At 65.5% G+C, this 16,748-nt stretch carries 18 protein-coding genes and 1 tRNA gene; 12 read left to right on the forward strand and 7 right to left on the reverse strand.

The features are described 5' to 3' along the window. The 5 genes from VIM54_RS07165 to VIM54_RS07185 form a co-directional block, all read left to right on the forward strand. Positions 1-935: sugar ABC transporter permease (locus tag VIM54_RS07165; RefSeq protein WP_331900113.1), on the forward strand; the 935-nt coding region annotated here is incomplete at its 5' end. Continuing rightward, positions 932-1,750, forward strand: coding sequence for a carbohydrate ABC transporter permease (locus VIM54_RS07170; protein ID WP_331900114.1), 819 nt, complete (start codon positions 932-934; stop codon positions 1,748-1,750). The genes VIM54_RS07165 and VIM54_RS07170, both read left to right, overlap by 4 nt. Before the next feature lie 50 nt (positions 1,751-1,800). After that, entirely contained in the window at positions 1,801-3,756 is a 1,956-nt protein-coding gene (locus tag VIM54_RS07175; protein ID WP_331900116.1) for a glycoside hydrolase family 127 protein, read from the forward strand. Positions 3,757-3,773: 17 nt separating this feature from the next. Continuing rightward, a complete protein-coding gene (locus tag VIM54_RS07180) occupies positions 3,774-5,489 on the forward strand; it encodes an amylo-alpha-1,6-glucosidase (RefSeq protein ID WP_331900118.1) in 1,716 nt (571 codons plus the stop codon). 112 nt (positions 5,490-5,601) lie between these two features. Continuing rightward, positions 5,602-7,086, forward strand: a complete 1,485-nt coding sequence (locus VIM54_RS07185; protein ID WP_331900119.1) for an NAD(P)-dependent oxidoreductase — start codon at positions 5,602-5,604, stop codon at positions 7,084-7,086. A 9-nt stretch (positions 7,087-7,095) separates the two neighbouring features. On the opposite strand, the gene VIM54_RS07190 is transcribed toward VIM54_RS07185, so the two are convergent. Then, a complete protein-coding gene (locus tag VIM54_RS07190) occupies positions 7,096-7,650 on the reverse strand; it encodes a helix-turn-helix domain-containing protein (protein ID WP_331900121.1) in 555 nt (184 codons plus the stop codon). A gap of 85 nt (positions 7,651-7,735) precedes the next feature. On the opposite strand from VIM54_RS07190, the gene VIM54_RS07195 reads away from it, so the two are divergent. Continuing rightward, positions 7,736-8,794, forward strand: a complete 1,059-nt coding sequence (locus VIM54_RS07195; RefSeq protein WP_331900123.1) for an SDR family NAD(P)-dependent oxidoreductase — start codon at positions 7,736-7,738, stop codon at positions 8,792-8,794. Positions 8,795-9,047: 253 nt separating this feature from the next. On the opposite strand, the gene VIM54_RS07200 is transcribed toward VIM54_RS07195, so the two are convergent. After that, on the reverse strand, positions 9,048-9,653 hold the full coding sequence (locus VIM54_RS07200; RefSeq protein WP_331900125.1) for a TetR family transcriptional regulator: 606 nt from the start codon (positions 9,651-9,653) through the stop codon (positions 9,048-9,050). Here VIM54_RS07200 and VIM54_RS07205 point away from each other — a divergent pair. Further along, positions 9,621-10,040: a CHY zinc finger protein gene (locus VIM54_RS07205; protein ID WP_331900127.1), complete on the forward strand. Its 420-nt coding sequence runs from the start codon at positions 9,621-9,623 to the stop codon at positions 10,038-10,040. The genes VIM54_RS07200 and VIM54_RS07205 overlap by 33 nt on opposite strands. 141 nt (positions 10,041-10,181) lie before the next feature. Then, positions 10,182-11,423 carry an LCP family protein gene (locus VIM54_RS07210; RefSeq protein WP_331900128.1) on the forward strand — a complete coding sequence of 414 codons (1,242 nt, stop codon included), beginning with the start codon at positions 10,182-10,184 and terminating at the stop codon, positions 11,421-11,423. A 53-nt stretch (positions 11,424-11,476) separates the two neighbouring features. Here VIM54_RS07210 and VIM54_RS07215 read toward each other — a convergent pair whose 3' ends face one another. After that, complete coding sequence (locus VIM54_RS07215; RefSeq protein WP_331900129.1) at positions 11,477-11,623, reverse strand: LPXTG cell wall anchor domain-containing protein; 147 nt, start codon at positions 11,621-11,623, stop codon at positions 11,477-11,479. A gap of 219 nt (positions 11,624-11,842) precedes the next feature. Here VIM54_RS07215 and VIM54_RS07220 point away from each other — a divergent pair. Both VIM54_RS07220 and VIM54_RS07225 read left to right on the forward strand, forming a co-directional pair. Continuing rightward, positions 11,843-11,936 (forward strand) — tRNA-Ser (locus tag VIM54_RS07220). Positions 11,937-12,029: 93 nt separating this feature from the next. Further along, a complete protein-coding gene (locus VIM54_RS07225) occupies positions 12,030-12,200 on the forward strand; it encodes a DUF4342 domain-containing protein (RefSeq protein ID WP_331900131.1) in 171 nt (56 codons plus the stop codon). A 53-nt stretch (positions 12,201-12,253) separates the two neighbouring features. Here VIM54_RS07225 and VIM54_RS07230 read toward each other — a convergent pair whose 3' ends face one another. Genes VIM54_RS07230 through VIM54_RS07240 form a run of 3 tightly spaced genes read right to left on the reverse strand, consistent with a single transcriptional unit; the run spans position 12,254 to position 14,011 of the window. Next, positions 12,254-12,676: a nuclear transport factor 2 family protein gene (locus VIM54_RS07230; protein WP_331900133.1), complete on the reverse strand. Its 423-nt coding sequence runs from the start codon at positions 12,674-12,676 to the stop codon at positions 12,254-12,256. Next, positions 12,667-13,473 carry an MBL fold metallo-hydrolase gene (locus VIM54_RS07235; protein WP_331900135.1) on the reverse strand — a complete coding sequence of 269 codons (807 nt, stop codon included), beginning with the start codon at positions 13,471-13,473 and terminating at the stop codon, positions 12,667-12,669. The genes VIM54_RS07230 and VIM54_RS07235 overlap by 10 nt, the downstream gene beginning before the upstream one ends. Positions 13,474-13,528: 55 nt before the next feature. Then, positions 13,529-14,011, reverse strand: a complete 483-nt coding sequence (locus tag VIM54_RS07240) for a MarR family winged helix-turn-helix transcriptional regulator (RefSeq protein WP_331900137.1) — start codon at positions 14,009-14,011, stop codon at positions 13,529-13,531. A 135-nt stretch (positions 14,012-14,146) separates the two neighbouring features. Here VIM54_RS07240 and VIM54_RS07245 point away from each other — a divergent pair, with 135 nt between their 5' ends. Beyond that, on the forward strand, positions 14,147-14,917 hold the full coding sequence (locus tag VIM54_RS07245) for an MMPL family transporter (protein ID WP_331900139.1): 771 nt from the start codon (positions 14,147-14,149) through the stop codon (positions 14,915-14,917). Positions 14,918-15,038: 121 nt separating this feature from the next. Here the strand turns inward: VIM54_RS07245 and VIM54_RS07250 are convergent, their stop codons facing one another. Beyond that, positions 15,039-15,965, reverse strand: coding sequence for an NAD(P)H-binding protein (locus VIM54_RS07250; protein ID WP_331900140.1), 927 nt, complete (start codon positions 15,963-15,965; stop codon positions 15,039-15,041). A 67-nt stretch (positions 15,966-16,032) separates the two neighbouring features. Here VIM54_RS07250 and VIM54_RS07255 point away from each other — a divergent pair, with 67 nt between their 5' ends. Further along, the gene (locus VIM54_RS07255; RefSeq protein ID WP_331900141.1) at positions 16,033-16,365 is read left to right on the forward strand and encodes a metalloregulator ArsR/SmtB family transcription factor; all 333 of its coding nucleotides are present in this window, start codon (positions 16,033-16,035) and stop codon (positions 16,363-16,365) included. The last annotated feature ends 383 nt before the right edge of the window (positions 16,366-16,748 follow it).

Genomic DNA, 16,748 nt, shown 5'->3' on the forward strand with positions numbered 1-16,748 from the left:
AGGGTGGGGCGGCGCAAGCCGCTCCACCCGTACGTCCGGCGCGTCGACGCAAGCCGCAGAAGGAACAGTGGATCGCTTGGGCGTTCATCGCCCCTGTGGTCATCTACCTGCTCGTCTTCTACGCCTTCCCGCTCTACCGCAACATCGAACTGAGCGTGCGCCTCTACACGGTGCGGTCGTTCGTCGACGGCACGGCGCCGTTCGTCTGGTTCGACAACTACGTCAAGGTCGTGCAGAGCGCGACCTTCTGGCCGGCACTGGAACACACCGCGATCTTCACGTTCGTCTCCATCGCCTTCCAGTTCGTCATCGGCATGGCGCTCGCGGTGTTCTTCTTCCAGAACTTCCGCCTCTCATCCACCCTCCGTGCCCTGTTCCTGGTGCCGTGGCTGCTGCCCCTCATCGTCTCGGCATCCACCTGGTCGTGGATGCTCAACAGCGAGTCCGGCATCGTCAACTCCGCGCTCCAGGCCTTCGGCATCGGACAGATCAACTGGCTGACATCGCCGCAGTGGTCGCTGATCTCGGTGCTGATCGCCAACATCTGGATCGGCATCCCCTTCAACCTGGTGATCCTCTACAGCGGTCTGCAGAACATCTCGGCCGACCTGTATGAGGCGGCATCCCTCGACGGTGCGAACGCGTGGCAGAAGTTCTGGCGCATCACCCTCCCGCTGCTTCGGCCGGTGTCCGCCATCACGATTCTGCTCGGCCTCGTCTACACGCTCAAGGTCTTCGACATCATCTGGATCATGACGAAGGGCGGCCCCGCCGACTCCTCGACGACCCTGTCGACGTGGTCATACCGTGCCGGCTTCGGCTCGGTGCTGCCCGACTTCAGCACGGCGGCGGCGGTCGGCAACATCCTCATCCTCATCGCTCTCATCTTCGGCGCGATCTACGTTCGCACCCAGCGGAAGCAGGACCTGACATGACCCAGAAGCGCTCCTGGTGGAAGACGGCCGTCGGGCTCATCCTCACGGCCATCATGCTGTTCCCCATCTACTGGATGATCAACGTCTCACTCACGCAGACCCAGAACATGCGCAAGTCGCCGCCGGACTGGTTCCCGTTCAACCCCACCTTCGACGGCTACGTCGCCGTCGTTCGAGACCAGCTCCCGTACCTCGGTGTCAGCCTGTTGGTCGGACTCGGCACCGTGCTGCTCACGCTCGTGCTCTCGGCGCCCGCCGCGTACTCGCTGGCCAAGCTGCGGCCGAGAGGCGGCGGCAAGCTCAGCTTCATCCTGCTGATCGCGCAGATGATCCCGGGCATCATCATGGCGATGGGGTTCTACGCGATCTACCTCAACATCGGACTGCTGAACTCCATCGGCGGGCTCATCATCGCCGACTCCACCATCGCGGTTCCCTTTGGCGTGCTGATCTTCACGGCGTTCATGGAGGGCATCCCGGATGAGCTCACTGCGGCGGCGCGCATCGACGGGGCCGGCGCATGGCGCACGTTCCGGTCGATCATCCTGCCGATCAGCCGAAACTCGATCGTCACCGTGTCGCTGTTCACGTTCCTCTGGGCATGGTCGGACTTCATCTTCGCCTCCACCCTCGACGGCGGCGGCGACCTCCAGCCCATCACGCTCGGCATCTACAAGTACATCGGCAACAACAACCAGGAATGGAACTCGATCATGGCCACCGCCGTCGTCGCCTCCATCCCCGCGGCCATCCTGCTTGTGGTCGCCCAGCGGTATGTTGCGGCAGGTATCACCGCGGGCGCCGTCAAGGACTGACCCGCCACCGACCCGTCGCGTCCAGCTCACTACCAATCGAGGTTAGAACCATGTCAACGCCCACCAACCGTCACCGCGGCGGCCCGGTCGAACCATCAACCGGAGCCCTGCGTCCACTCGGCCTCGACGAGATCTCGATCGTCGGTGGGTTCTGGGGCGAGAGGCAGACGCTGAATGCGGAGGTGATCCTCGACCATTGCGAGAAGTGGATGGAGCGCATCGGCTGGATCGGCAACTTCGATCGCGCGGCCGCCGGCACCATCGGCGCCGAACACGCGGGCATCGAGTTCGTCGACTCGGAGATCTACAAGCTGCTCGAGGCCATGGCGTGGGAGCTCGGGCGACGCCCCGACCCCGAGCTCGAGGTGCGATATTCGACGCTGGTGTCCCGCGTCGCGGCGGCGCAGGATGTAGACGGCTACCTGCACACCAGCTTCGGGCGCCCCGGCCAGCCCGAACGGTACTCGAACCTCGAATGGGGCCACGAACTGTACTCGTTCGGACATCTTATTCAGGCGGCGGTCGCCCGAATCCGTGCTGGCAACGACGACGAGCTCGTCGCGGTCGCGCGACGTCTCGCCGACCACCTCTACCGTGTGTTCGGGCCCTCGGGCCGCGTCGCCGTGTGCGGGCATCCCGAGATTGAGCCTGCGCTCGCCGAGTTCTCCCGGGCGACAGGCGACACTCGTTACCGTGAGCTCGCGCGCCTCTTCGTCGAGCGGCGCGGCACGGGGACTCTCGGCCCGATCCACTACGGGCCCGAATACTTCCAGGACGAAATGCCCGTGCGCGACGCGACCATACTGCGTGGGCACGCAGTGCGCGCTCTCTACCTCGCGTCTGGTGCGCTCGACGTTGCCGTGGAAACGCAGGACGCCGCGCTGGCTGACGCCGTCACCACCCAGTGGGCAAACACCGTTGCGCGTCGCACCTACGTCACCGGCGGAATCGGATCACACCACCTCGACGAGGCGTTCGGCGACGACTACGAACTCCCGCCAGACCGCGCATACTCCGAAACCTGCGCCGGCATCGCATCCGTCATGCTCAGCTGGCGGCTTCTGCTGCAGCACGGCGACGAAAAGTACGCCGATCTCATGGAACGGGCGCTGCTCAACACCGTCCTCGTCTCGCCGCGAGCCGACGGCAAGGCTTTCTATTACACCAACACCCTGCACCAGCGCGTCGACGGAACCGTGCCCCGAGAAGACGAACTGAACGCGCGCGCCCAGGCGAGTCTGCGCGCACCATGGTTCGAGGTGTCCTGCTGCCCCACCAACATCGCGCGAACCCTCGCGAGCCTCGAGTTGTACTTCGCGACTGCCACGGCAACCGGCGTTCAACTGCACCAATATGGCGACTACGACATCAACACCGCGCTGAATGCCGGTGTCATGCAGCTCAGCGTGCGCTCGGGATACCCGTTCGACGGCGTCATCACGGTGCGGGTGCTCGGTGCCCCCGACGCCGAAGCCGACGTCGCCCTGCGCATTCCGGAGTGGGCACAGGGCGCGGCCACCGCGCAACTGAATGGCGAAGCGGTGCCGACCAGCGGCGCCCGCGCCACCATTCGTCGCGTCTTCATCCCCGGCGACGAGATCACACTCGTCATACCGATGGAACCGCGAGTCACCCACCCGCATCCGTCCATCGACGCGGTGCGGGGAACGGTCGCCGTTGAGCGCGGACCCCTCGTGATGTGCCTCGAGTCGACGGACCTTCCTGACGGGCGCGGGGTCGACGGTGTGTGCATCGATCTCGGGCAGCCTCTGGTCGCAACGTCGGCGGGTGCCCGCGCCACGGTCGTCCTGACCGCCGATGTGGCAGCGGCCTGGCCATACTCGTCGGGGTCACTGGCTGGCACGCCCATCGCCACGCGCCAGGTCGCGCTCGTGCCCTACTTGTCTTGGGCCAACCGCGGTCCGTCGACCATGCGGGTGTGGATTCCCGTCGCGCACCTCCACCACGACCGGGACATCCCGATGACCGGGCGCCGCTCAGTATGACCAACTTGGAGAGAGTAATGCCCGACCGCAGCGCTCACCTGACCTTCGACATCACCGAGATCCCGTTCAGCACTCGCGGCGCCTGGATGGACATCTCGCCCGTCATCGGCGTTCACCAGACCGCACCGGAACTTCATCTGGTTTCGCACCAAACCGGAATCCATCCCGTCCTTCGGCTCACACCACTAGTCGACGGTGAACCCGTAGCCTCGACGATCGCCGCGTCACCGTCGGTGCTGACCTGGACGACGACCGCCGGAATTATTGAGGCAACCTTCGACCGACCAGACACTCTCCGTCTCCGCGGGCACGGCGTGGGGCTTAACCTCGCCGACCCCGCGTCTGCGCTCACGCCGTTCACCGGCACCTACCTGTATCGCGACCCCATGGACGGTTCCGCAGTTCTCTCGTCCTACGAAACCGGCCGCCGCTACCGTGTCACCGCGCTCGCCGGAACAGTCACGGTCGTCGGAGCGGAGGCGCTCGGCGAGCACGAGCGCAGCGTCACAGCGACCGGTGACGCCGGATGGGAGATCGCCATCGAGGAGTTCGAAGCGGCGCGGCCCGCCTATGCCCCCTCGCTCGAGTTCGACGCCGTCGTGGACGCATCCGCGGCCCGATTTGGAGCGTTCGCGGATGCGATCGCCGGCTGGCGCACGGCCGCCACACCCGCCGCCGAGTTGGCCGCATACGTCGTGTGGTCCGCCACAGTCTCGCCGCGCGGCTTCCTTGGTCGAGAGTCGGTACTGATGTCCAAGCACTGGATGGACAAGGTCTGGAGCTGGGACCACTGCTTCAACGCGATCGCTCTCGCCGAGGGCGAACCGCGGATGGCCCTCGACCAGTTCCTCGCCCCGTTCGATCATCAGGATGCCAGCGGCGCGCTTCCCGACTCAATCGCGCACTCCGAGATCCTCTACAACTTCGTCAAGCCGCCGATCCATGGCTGGGCATTCCAGAAGCTACGTACCCTGCTTCCTGAGCCGATGGACGCGGTGCAGCTGGCCGAGATCTACGCCGTGCTCGCGAAGTGGACACGATTCTGGCTCGATTCCCGCCGCGCGCCGGGCCGCATCCTTCCTCACTACCAGCACGGCAACGACAGCGGATGGGACAACTCGACGACGTTCGACCTCGACCGCGTCATCGAAGCCCCCGACCTTGCCGCCTTCCTCATCGTGCAGCTTGACGAATTGGCATCCCTCGCCGATGAACTGCGCAACGGCGGCGGCGACGGATGGCGACGGGATGCCACCAACATCTTTGCGGCGCTTATGGACGACCTGTGGACGGGCGACAACTTCGTGGCGGTTGGTGCGTTGACGGGTCGGATTGGTTCGACATCGAGCCTGCTGAATCTCCTGCCCATTCTTGCGTCCTCGCGGTTCGCGCCAGAAGTATCGGCACGACTCGCGCGGCACATCACGACGCACCTCACGGCGCAGGGTTTGGCCACTGAGCTGCCATCGAGCGCGTTCTACGAGGCGGATGGTTACTGGCGCGGGCCGATCTGGGCGCCTTCCACCGTGCTCATCGAGGACGGCCTTCGCACTGCAGGTCACGACGGCCTCGCCAACACCATCAGCGAGCGGTTCCGCGCGCTTTGCGAACGATCTGGATTTGCCGAAAACTTCGATGCTCTGACGGGAGACGGTCTCCGTGACCGGGCCTACACGTGGACCGCTAGCGCGTATCTCTCGCTGGCGCGCGCTGCGGTCGCGCGTCACGGCTGACCTCAGGGCGTTCGCTGCTCCTTGACCCCACGGCGAAACCCACCTTTAATGCTTCCATCGCCGTGATGACCGGCCGGCTCGCCCGATCCGACGATGAGAGTGGGGGACCGCCGTGTCAGCCTCAGCAAGTCCGCGCACTCGTGTCCTTCTGACCGGAGCGACCGGAAATTGGGGTCGAGCCGCGCTGCGCGAGTTACGCACCCGGGCGGATCGGGTCGAGGTGGTCGCTCTCGCGCGACGGACTCCGCGCGACGACGCCGTTCTCGCGGAATTCGCCGACATGGACAACCTGACCGTGATCCGCGGTGACCTCCTCGACTACGCGGTGGTCGAATCGTGTGTGAGCCAGGTCGACCTGGTGCTTCATGTCGGCGGGGTGGTCTCGCCCGGTGCCGACGAGCAACCGGACCTCGCCCGCGCCATCAACGTCGGAAGCATGCGCAACATTGTTCGCGCCGTGGCCGCGCAACCGGTGCCCGGTCGAATCGGCGTCGTGGGCATCGGGTCGGTCGCCGAGACCGGCGACCGCAACCCTCCGCACCATTGGGGACGGATCGGGGATCCCGTGCGGGCATCGCAGTTCGACGAATACGCCCAGACCAAGGTGATCGCCGAGAGGGATCTGGTCGACTCCGGACTCCCGAAGTGGGCGTGGCTCAGACAAACCGGAATCTTCCACCCCGGCGTGCTTCGCATCCGTGATCCGATCATGATGCATCCACCAGTCGCGGGTGTCATGGAGTGGGTATCGGTCGAGGACTCCGCGCGATTGCTTGCCAACCTCTGCGAGGCGGACGTGCCGGCCGAGTTCTGGGGCGGCATCTACAACATCGGCGGCGGCGAGGGATGGCGCCTCACCAACTGGCAGTTCCAGACTGCGCTCGCCTCGGCGATGGGGGTTCGCGATGTGCGCGGCTGGTACGACCGCAACTGGTTCGCCCTGCAGAACTTCCACGGGCAGTGGTACACCGACAGCGATCGGCTCCACGAGCTGGTTCCCTTCCGCCGGGACACGTTCGACGAAGCGTTGGCGCGCGCGATCGCCGCTGCGCCGAGGTCGGTGAGGTCCGCCGGCCGGGTGCCGGGATGGATCGTGAAACACCTCGTCGTCAAACCGCTCACCCGAAAGCCCCGTGGCACCATGGCGGCCGTGCTGTCGGGCGACGAGACGGCGATCAACGCGTTCTTCGGATCCCGCGCAGCCTGGGAGGCGATCGGAGACTGGACGACCTTTGTCGAGCCCGCACCGGATCGGACCCCGTCCTACCTGGACCACGGGTACGACGAGACGAAGGACCCCGCTGCCTGGGCACGATCCGACTATCTCGAGGCCGCGGCATTCCGGGGCGGGCGGCTCCTCACCGCGGACGTCACGCCCGGCGACGTGGGAACACGACTCGACTGGACCTGCGCCTTCGGCCACGAGTTCTCGGGCAGCCCGCGACTCGTGCTGACGGCGGGCCACTGGTGTCAGGTCTGCGTGCGGGAGCCGGCCTTGTACGCGCGGCAGGCCGAGCGCAACCCCTTCCTGGCTCAACTGGAGAACCCTGCCACGCCACCGCCGAAGTCGATCGACCAGCCGAGACGCGCCGGGTAGGCCCCGCCTTCAGCCGTCGAAGGCGGCTCGGAACAGGGCGCGCGCCCTCACGGCTACGGCGGCTCGGTCGTCCGGGTCCGTCCTCGAGAGCACGACGGCCAGCATCGTCACCGAGAGCATGACGTCGTCGGTGGTCACGTGCGCCCCGACGAGTCCGCGCGCGCGGTCGCGGGCGAGCATCGCGTCGACGACAGCGACCACCCGGGTACCCAGGTGTTCGGCCCGCGGGTCATGACGGGTCGAGGTGATCATGTCGATGAGCGCAGCGGAGCCGATCGCCTGCTCGGCCACGCGGTCGAAGAGGTCGTCGAGGGTGGCGTCCGGCTCGGCGGCGAGGGACTCGAGGCGAAGGATGTTGTCGTCGAACACGGCGACGGCGAGGGAGATCCGGTCGGGGAAGTGTCGGTAGAGGCTGCCCTGGCCGACTCCGGCCCTCCGAGCGACCGAACTCAGCGGCGCCAGGAAGCCGGTCTCGGAGAAGACCTCCCGTGCCGCAGCGACGAGCGACCGCCGGTTGTCCGGGCCGGCGCTCGGCCCCCGGTTCGCTCTCGGTTTCGACGACACGGGTGTAGCCTACCGGACAACGGTGTCCGGTAGGCGCTGGCCGCCAGCACCAGTCCCCTCAACCCGAGATGAAGGAATTACGGAAATGAGCAAGAACTCAGGCCCACTCAGCGGCGACTCCTCGATCAGCACGTGGCTCGACGATCCGATCGGCGGCCCGATCATCCGGGACATGCTCGCCCAGGGCGGCCAGGATGCGAGCGTGCTGAAGCCGGTACGGAGGCTGTCGCTCAAGCGCCTGGTGCAGATGAGCCGCGGGATGTTCACCACGGAAATGGTCGACGACCTGGTTCGACGGGTCGAGGCCGGTGAGGTTCCAGCGTCCGCCGGGACCGCCCCCGAAGCGCCCGCCGTTTCGGAGTCGAGCTCGGTCGAGCGCCCGGAGTGGGTGGAGCGGGTGACCGAGGGGCGCTTCACCGGCAAGACCATCATCGTGACGGGAGCGGGATCCGGCATCGGGCGCGCGACCGCCTCCCGGATCGCGCGCGAAGGCGGTCGGGTCATCGCTGTCGACATCTCCGCTGAGCGGCTCAAGGAATTCGCGGCGGAGCTTCCGGACGCCGCCATCGTGACGGTCGCCGTCGACATCACCGACGATGCGGCCATCGCGGGAATCGTCGTCGCCGCCGGGGAACGGATCGACGGGCTCGCGAACGTCGCGGGCATCATGGACGACATGACGCCCGTGCACGAGGTCTCGGATGAGGTCTGGCGGCGCGTGTTCGCCATCAACGTGGAGGGCACGATGAAGCTGATGCGGGCGGTTGTGCCGGCGATGTTGGCGCAGGCGAGCGGATCGATCGTCAACGTGGCGTCTGAGGCGGCCCTGCGAGGCTCGGCAGCGGGGGCCGCCTACACCGCGTCCAAGCACGCCGTGGCCGGCCTCACCAAGAGCAGCGCCTTCATGTACGGCCCGAGCGGCATCCGGGTTAACGCTGTGGCGCCCGGACCTACCATCACCAACATCGAGGCCAAATTCGCCTCCGAACTCGGAGCCGAGCGGGTTCGGCTCGCGATGGCGCTCCTGCCGGACGCCGCCGAGGCCGACGCGCTCGCCGCATCGATCACCTTCCTGCTCAGCGACGATGGGGTGAACGTCAACGGCGTCATCCTCCCCTCGGACGGCGGCTGGTCCGCGGCATAGAAGATTCGGCCGACGACGCGCGCGAACCCTTCCGTGGTTGGATTGCCGGGGCGGGCACGGTGTTCTCTCAGCGCGGACCACGATTCTGGTTCTGGATCGTGCTGCTGATTCTCTGGGCGACGCTCCTCGCGGCCTATCTGCCCGCCGTGATCGCCGTCTCGAGAAACACGGGCGTGACGCCACCAGCGTCTTCTCGCGCACGGAAAACCAGGCGCGCGGAAGGCGGTCCCCGTCATCCTGTCGAGGCTCGCTTCTACTGCGCCGTGCCTCCGAGTGAACGCGTCGGGTGCCCGCCGGGCGTGCTGGTCAGCAGCTGCAACTCGAGCCCGGTGAGCAGGAGTGTTATTCCAAAGTCGAAGGCCGCGCGCCCGCCGATCGCCGTCGCCGGGTCGGCGGAGTGACCTTCCGCGACCACACCGAGGCTGTCGGCCTGGAGGCGCTGCTGTTCGTGCGAGACGTGGCCGAGCACGAAGTGGAGCAGCGCCGCCGCCGCGACCTCGCTCGTCTGCGGGTCGAAGCCTCCGCGGCGGATCGCGGCGGCAAGTCTCGACTGCGGCTCCCCGGCGCCGAGTCCGAGCGCGAGGGTGCTCGACACCACCTCCGCTCCGTCTCGGAACGTCAGCAGGGCATCGCGCAGGGCCTCCGCCTCGGCGCGGGTGGCGCTCGACCAGTCGCCATCGCGCACCTCGCGGGGGACGGCTCGGGAAACGATCTGGTCTGCGATCGACGCGAGAAGAGTCTGCTTGTTGGCGAAGTGCCAGTAGAGAGCACTCGGCTGCACGTCGAGGGTCGCGGCGAGGCGCCGCATCGTCAGGTCGGGAAGGCCATGCTCGTCGAGGATCGCCAGGGCGGCGGCCACCACATCGGCGCGCGAGTGGCGGGTGTGCCTGGCTTCGACGTCGTCAGCGGATGCTCTCGCCGCCAGGGGGGTCGAGTGATCGTCTGCGGCGAAACGATCGACGACCAGACCCGGTGCGTTCACTACGGAACGCCCAGGGACGTCATCGCCATCAAGTTCAAGTGCTGTCGTCGCTATTACTCCTGCCACCTCTGCCACGAGCACGCGGAGACCCACGATGCCGCCCAGTGGACGGTCGCCGAGCGGCAGCAAAAGGCGGTGCTGTGCGGCGTGTGCTCGACGGAGCTCACTATCGAAAGTTATCTCGCGGTGGAAAGCTGCCCGTCCTGCCACGCGCCGTTCAATGAGGGATGCCGGCTCCACTCCCGGCTCTATTTCGAGGACTGACCAACGGATGCCCGGCGACACCGACGACAACCGCCGGAACTTCGGGCTGGCTAGGTTATCCTTGCGGAGGCCAATCGTGGTGTAAAACCCGGGTCATACGCACGAAAACCTCCCGCGCCATCCACCTCGAAGGGGGACGCCATGAGCGACACCCGACCCCGGTCGAACCGTTCCGGCGTGCCGGGAATCGCGCGTCACGGCAGGCTCAAGAAGTCGCATGCCACCGTCACGATCCTCAAGTTCGTGGCCGCCGCGCTCGCCGTCGTCCTGGTCAGCGGGGCATCCGTCGCCGGGATCCTCGTCAGCCAGATCAAGGCCAACATCAAGACCGTAACGCTTGTCGGCGAGACCGAGGGTCCGCCCCCGCAGCTCGGCGCCTTCGACGGCGGCTTCAACCTGCTGCTCGTCGGTAGCGACACGCGCAAGGGCCAGGGGGCATACGCGGGCAAGGACGGCGGGGTGCTCAACGACGTCACGATGCTCCTGCACGTGTCGGAGGACCAGACCAACGCCGTGGCGGTGAGCATTCCCCGCGACATGGTGGTGCCGATTCCCGCGTGCCCGCGCGAAGATGGCAAGGGCAACTACGGTGCGATGTCCGCCCAGCCGATCAACAACACCCTCGTCTACGGCGGCCTGCCCTGCACGGTGCTCACCGTGAAGGCGCTCACGGGGCTCGACATCCCGTTCGCGGCCCTCGTCACCTTCCAGGGCGTCATCGACATGTCGACGGCGGTCGGCGGAGTGCCGGTGTGCATCAACGGGCCGCTCAGGGACAAGTACTCGGGAATCGACCTCCCGGCCGCCGGCACCTACACCCTCTCCGGATTCCAGGCCCTCGCCTTCCTGCGTAGCCGCCACGGGGTCGGCGACGGCAGCGACCTCGGTCGCATCAGTTCCCAGCAGGTCTTCTTGTCGTCGCTCGTCCGCACGGTGAAGAGCGACAGCACCCTCACCGACTTCACCAAGCTCTACGGCCTCGCCACGGCGGCCTCCAAGAACATGACGCTGTCGAAGAATCTCAGCAACCTCAACACGATGGTGTCGATCGCGCTGGTTCTCAAGAAGATCCCGCTCAATCGGATCTCGTTCGTGCAATACCCTGGCACCACCGGGGTGGGGGGCGTGTACGCGGGCAAGGTCGCGCCGATCGTCTCCGCCGCCCACGCGCTCTTCGCTAAAATCAAGGCCGACGAGCCGTTCGGCCTCGACTCCGGGACGGGGCGTGGATCGATTCCCGACCCCAACGCACCGGCTCCGACGACTCCGGCTCCGTCCGGATCGGCCGCGCCGGATGCGGCTGCGAGCGATGCGCCGGAGGTTCTGCCCGGCGTACTCGGCCAGACGGCCGCGGACTACACCTGCTCGAAGGTGAACAACTAAAAGGCGAAGCGCTGGCTGGCCCCCAATTGACGTCGAGGGACCAGCCAGGCGTCCTAGCGTCGGGTCGTCCCGCGGCGATTGCGGCGGCTGAGCCAGAGGAACACGAGAGCGATTCCCAGGGCGACGATTCCGAGCGCAACGATCACGATTCCGATGGAGGCGGATCCGGTCGCTGCCAGAGCTGTGGTCGAGGGAGCCAACGGGTTGATCCCCTCGAGTTTGGTTGTTCTAGGGTGTTTTTGCTGCGGCGTGCGCCAGCTTGGATAACACTCTACGAGCCGCCGATTCGGCGGACAACGGATTCGAATCCCCAGTCCGGGGGGTGGGCTGCGCCCCACTTCGGGGGCCGACAAATCGTTCGCGGTATCGGCCGAATCGGCCGTTGGCCGGTGTGCCGCTATGATTGCAGTCGAACACTTGGAGCTGTCGCATAGTTCGGCCTAGTGCACCACCCTGCTAAGGTGGAGAGGGGTTTACACTCCTCCGTGGGTTCAAATCCCACCGGCTCCGCCAAATTAGTCACGTTGAAACCCCCGGCAAGCGCAAGCTGCCCGGGGGTTTCGTTTTGCCCCTCCGGACTGCCGTTCTCGGCCTCTGTCGGGCCGTGTGCGGCCACGTCGCGGCTCTTCCTCCCGTTCGTGCCTCGAGATTCCTCTGACGGCCGGATTGGCGGCAACCGCGCTCACTGTGGCCCTGGCACCAGTGCTCGTGGCCGTTGGCGCGATCGCCGCGGTCGTGTCGAAGGTGATTCTGGTTGTGGAGCGCGAAGAAGCCTAGCCAGAGACAGCGAACCGCCTGCCCCGTCATCGGCGCAGGCGGTTTCGTGGTTCCTAGACGGTTGCTTCAGCGACCTTGGCGGTGTCGACGAACTGCTCGAACCGCACGATCAGGCCACCACGAACGATGAAGGCGTGGGCCACTCGCACGTTGATGCTCTTGCCAGTCGCGCGGTTGGTCGCGGTATAGCGCGCAAGCACGACCACATTTTCTCCCTCGACGACATACGTGTCATCGTGCGCCGCCCAGCCGTCCCAGTCCTTACCGAGTATCTCCATTACGTTCGAGGTCACACCCTCAGGCGTGCGGTAGGTTCCCGCGAGCGGGAAGCCGGCCATCTCGGTCCACTCCACATCGGGCGCGAGCGTCGCCCGCAGGGCGGCGAGGTCTCCTGCCGCGGAGGCCAGGTACTGTCGCCTCACAACATCGCGCGGAGCGGTGGATGTCGCGAAGTCGGTGTTTTCGTTCAGCCCCATGTCATTTCTCCCTTGGCTACCTTGGGTCCGAGTGTCGCTGCGACGAGCATGCCCGAGTTGGGGTACTCCTCGATTAGGGCAGCAGTAGCTGCAGCGCCGTCGGCGGAGTTCGCGAGGATGCTCTCGAACTTCTTCAGGTACGACCTGGTGTACTCGAGCGCACTGCCATCGTTCGCTGAGGTGGGCAGTCGATGCCCGGCGACGACCATCTCGGGCTCGAGCGCCTGCATTTCTTCGAGCAGTTCGATCCACGCTTCACGGCGTTCCGTTGTGGCGGTATCGGCCGTCCAGACGTGCTCGTCCTGGAACACCAGCACGCCGCCGATGATTGCACGGTCAGCCGCGTTCCACAGGTACTGCCGGTCGGGTAGCACCTGCGAGGCGCCCGACAGCTCCAGTGCTTCGCCATCCACGACGAGGTCGCTTGCCGAGACCGGTGCGAGCTCAACGAGCCGGGTCGGGAGGTTGGCGCCGAGGGCGGCCCACGCGGTGAGCTTGCCTTCGAACGACTTCTTGATGTGCTCGATGACGATGGGCGTCGCGACGAATGCGGCGTCCGGGAACGCGTCGGCGAGTGCCTCGAGACCGAAGTAGAAGTCGGGGTCAGCGTGGCTGACGAAGACGGTCTTGAGTGTTTTGCCCGAGTCGAGTACTGCCGCGACGAGGCGGTGGCCGTCAGCGCGAGTGAATCCGGCATCCACCAAAATTGCCTCGCTGGGGCCCGCAACGAGCACAGCCGACTTATTCGGAGAACCGACAGGAAAATCCAGATCAAAAACGATGTAGTTGAGTGTCATGATGGGAGTAACAATAGCTGACTAGTCAGCTATTCCCGAGAATCAACGGAAACTTTCAGGGCATCACTGGAAGGGTGTGGGCGGCATTCAGACTGACTACTCTGAGCGCTTCGGCGAAGGGAGCAACCTCGCCTGGCTCGACTAGGTCAATCAGGTAGCGCTCGATGTTCGCGGCGTGAAGGGCACTCGCCTCGAGAACTAGGTCGTTGCCTTTGTCGGTCAGCGTGAGCAGCTGCACGCGACCGTCCTCGGGAGATGTCTCTCGCTCGATCAACCCCAGTTCTTCCGCTCGGCGAACGAGACGCGTCGCCCCGCCTGACGTCAGGACTCGAGATTGGGCGACATCGCGAACTGGTACGCCCTTGCCCCCAGCTCGCCCAACGAGTAGCAAAAGCTCAAAGATCGTGTGGCTGATCCCTACGGACTCCTCGAGCGATTTGCCCAGAATGTATTCGAGACGGTTCGCGGCTCCTAGCAAACGACCGAACATGAGTATTCGGGGATCGTTTGCTGCGTCTCGCGCCGAAGTGAACTCCATGCCGCAAGCCTAGGAGGAGGTCGCGCCACTACTGCAAACGCAGTAGACCGCGTCATCCGCTGACACGACTCGCAGGCGGCCCCGCTCTAGAAATCTGGACTTAGTTCACCAAGTCCAATTTCGAAGGAGACCGCAATGTCCAAATTCTTGTCACGAGTCGGGCGATTCAGCGCCCGTCACCGATTGGTGGTGGTCGGGGCCTGGCTCCTGATCTTCGCCCTCACCATCGGAGCGTTTGCCATCGGTAGCAATATCGACTCCGGCGCGAAGGCTGAAACATCCATTCCCGATTCTGCCGCGTCTCGGGCGCTCGACGTGATGAACGAGGAGTTCCCCACGGAAGAATCGAGCACGCAATCGCTTCAGCTGGTGTTTGCGCCCACTCAAGGGGCAGTAACCGATGCCGGCGTGACCAGCAAAATTGACGCAGTTCTTGCCGACGCGGCCGATCTGCCGGGAGTGAAGTCGGTCAGCAACCCGTTCGATGCGACGCGTCCGTATATCTCGGAGGACCAGAGCATCGCGGTAGCGACCATCATCTACGGCGATCTCAGCGCCGAGCAGCAGAAGGACTACTACGCCGCCGGCCCAGGTGAAGCCCGAATCCTCCGCTGGCCAATGGTTCAGACGGCGGGAAGATCACGAAGTCACCCTCGGCGTACGAAAGCCCTTCCATCCCGAGAATCTCAACGAAGTTGCCACGATTGGAGCTCGCACGCCGAGGGGTCACCTTGGTCCATGTCTCCCGCATACGTTCACCGTATTCGGAAACGAGCGAATACATCGCCATTGCAGCAGGAATATGTCCGGTCCTACTTCTGGGTTACGGAAGTCCATAGCGCAGTGCGCCGTCGCTCGGTTGACGTTCCGCTTGCGGGAAAAGAGGGAAGGCCCGCGACGGGCTGAACGGTGCAGGCGAGTATGGGAAATGAGTGAAGCCGTCGACAGTCTCGTGAACATTCGTTCCTGATCACGGGGCTTGGCATCTATAAGACGCGAGCCGTTTGGGGGCGCGACGCGGTTCCGGCTAACTGGAGACGTTCACGGCGACTCGACGCTGCCTTGACCACCATTTCGTGATTCGGAGGTCGCTGAGGCCAAACCGACCGTCGGGCAGCGCGGCACGGATGCGTTCGTCGTCAAACGGGAGTGCTGGGCGGATGCCATCGGGAAGCTCGGGTGCTGGAGGCGCAGCCTCACTGACACCTTCGGCGAGCATCCGCGCTTGTGCTTTCGCGACCAGCGGTGTGGTCATCGTCCACTCGGTCAGTTGAGCGAGCACTCGGATTGCCCAAACGGGGAGGGGCACGTACACGGGTCGGCGCCCGGCGACGCGTGCGATTCGGCGAACAGCAGCGCCGAGCTCCAGTTCCTCGGCACCCATGACCGCGACAGTCGGGTCGGGAATACGCCCCTCGACCGCCGCGAGCAGCACATTGACCGCGTCCTCAACGGGGACGGGCCGGACCTTCCGCTCACGGTAGCCGACCGTCCCAAAGACGGGCCACGTCCGCACCGCTCGAGTCACGTGATTCACCATGTGGTCCCCCGGACCGTAGATCATCCCGAATTTGAGGATCGTGTGATCGATTCCCGAGTGCCGCAAAAGCTCTTCGGCAGCCCACTTCGTCTCGTGGTAGCCGGAACCGCAGTCGGGTCGCGCACGCAGAAAACTGACCATGACGATCCGCCCCACACCCGCTCGGCGGGCGGCCTCGATGACGGCGCGAGTGCCATCCACATGGACATGCTCAAAAGTCTGGTCGCCGATCTCGCGGTTGATGCCGGCACAATGCGCGATGACGTCGCAGCCAGTGAACGCTGCCGTCAACGCATCGACGTCGTCGATCGGAACGCCCGTGCGGCGGGACACGACAACGGTCTCCGCGGGATCCAGCCCCTCGGCGAGGTGGCGTCCGACAAATCCCGTACCGCCGGTGATGGCTACTCGCATGGCATGACTCCTTCGCTTATTAGCAATATAGCTACACTGTACTTAGTAACAGTGCTATATTGCAAACATGACAGACACCGCGTCAGACATCTTCGCCGCTCTCGCCCACCCGACGCGGCGACAGATCTTGCAGGACCTCAAAGATGGTGAGCTCCCCGCCGGTGCGATCGCCGCGCGGTTCAATGCCACCGGGCCAACAATCTCACGGCACCTGAGCGTGCTCCGCCAAGCGGGCCTCGTCACAGAGAGACGCGACGCCAATCGCATCCTGTACTCCCTGGTTGGCGAGCGGCTCGCCCTGTCTGTCGGCGACTTCCTCTCGACCGTGTGCCCCGAGCAGGTCGTGCTGCGTGAGGTCCGGAAGCGCAGCACCCGCCGCACAGCGGAGGCGCGACCTTGATGGCCATCACCGCGCTCATCACCCCCTGGTACAGGCGCACCTCAGGTCCTCGATGACAAGTCGGAAAGCGTCGCGGTAGAGGTCCGGCTTGCGGGGACAGAGCAAAGGCCGTCGATGGCCTGAACGAACTGCGCAGACGAATACCGAAATCGTGCAGACGAGTATGGAAAATGACAGCGTGTGTCATCTTCCATACTCGTCTGCACGAGGCAACCTCTTATCCAAGACCCCTTCCGTGCAATGAGACGTCAGGTGGCGGTGTCGCCGGCGCGCTGCATTGCGTGATAAACCGTGGCACCGGCACCGGCACCGGCACCGGCACCGGCACCGGCACCGGCACCGGCACCGGCACCGGCACCGGCACCGGCACCGGCACCGGCACC

It is taken from the genome of Lacisediminihabitans sp., from assembly GCF_036569425.1.
GTDB lineage: Bacteria > Actinomycetota > Actinomycetes > Actinomycetales > Microbacteriaceae > Lacisediminihabitans.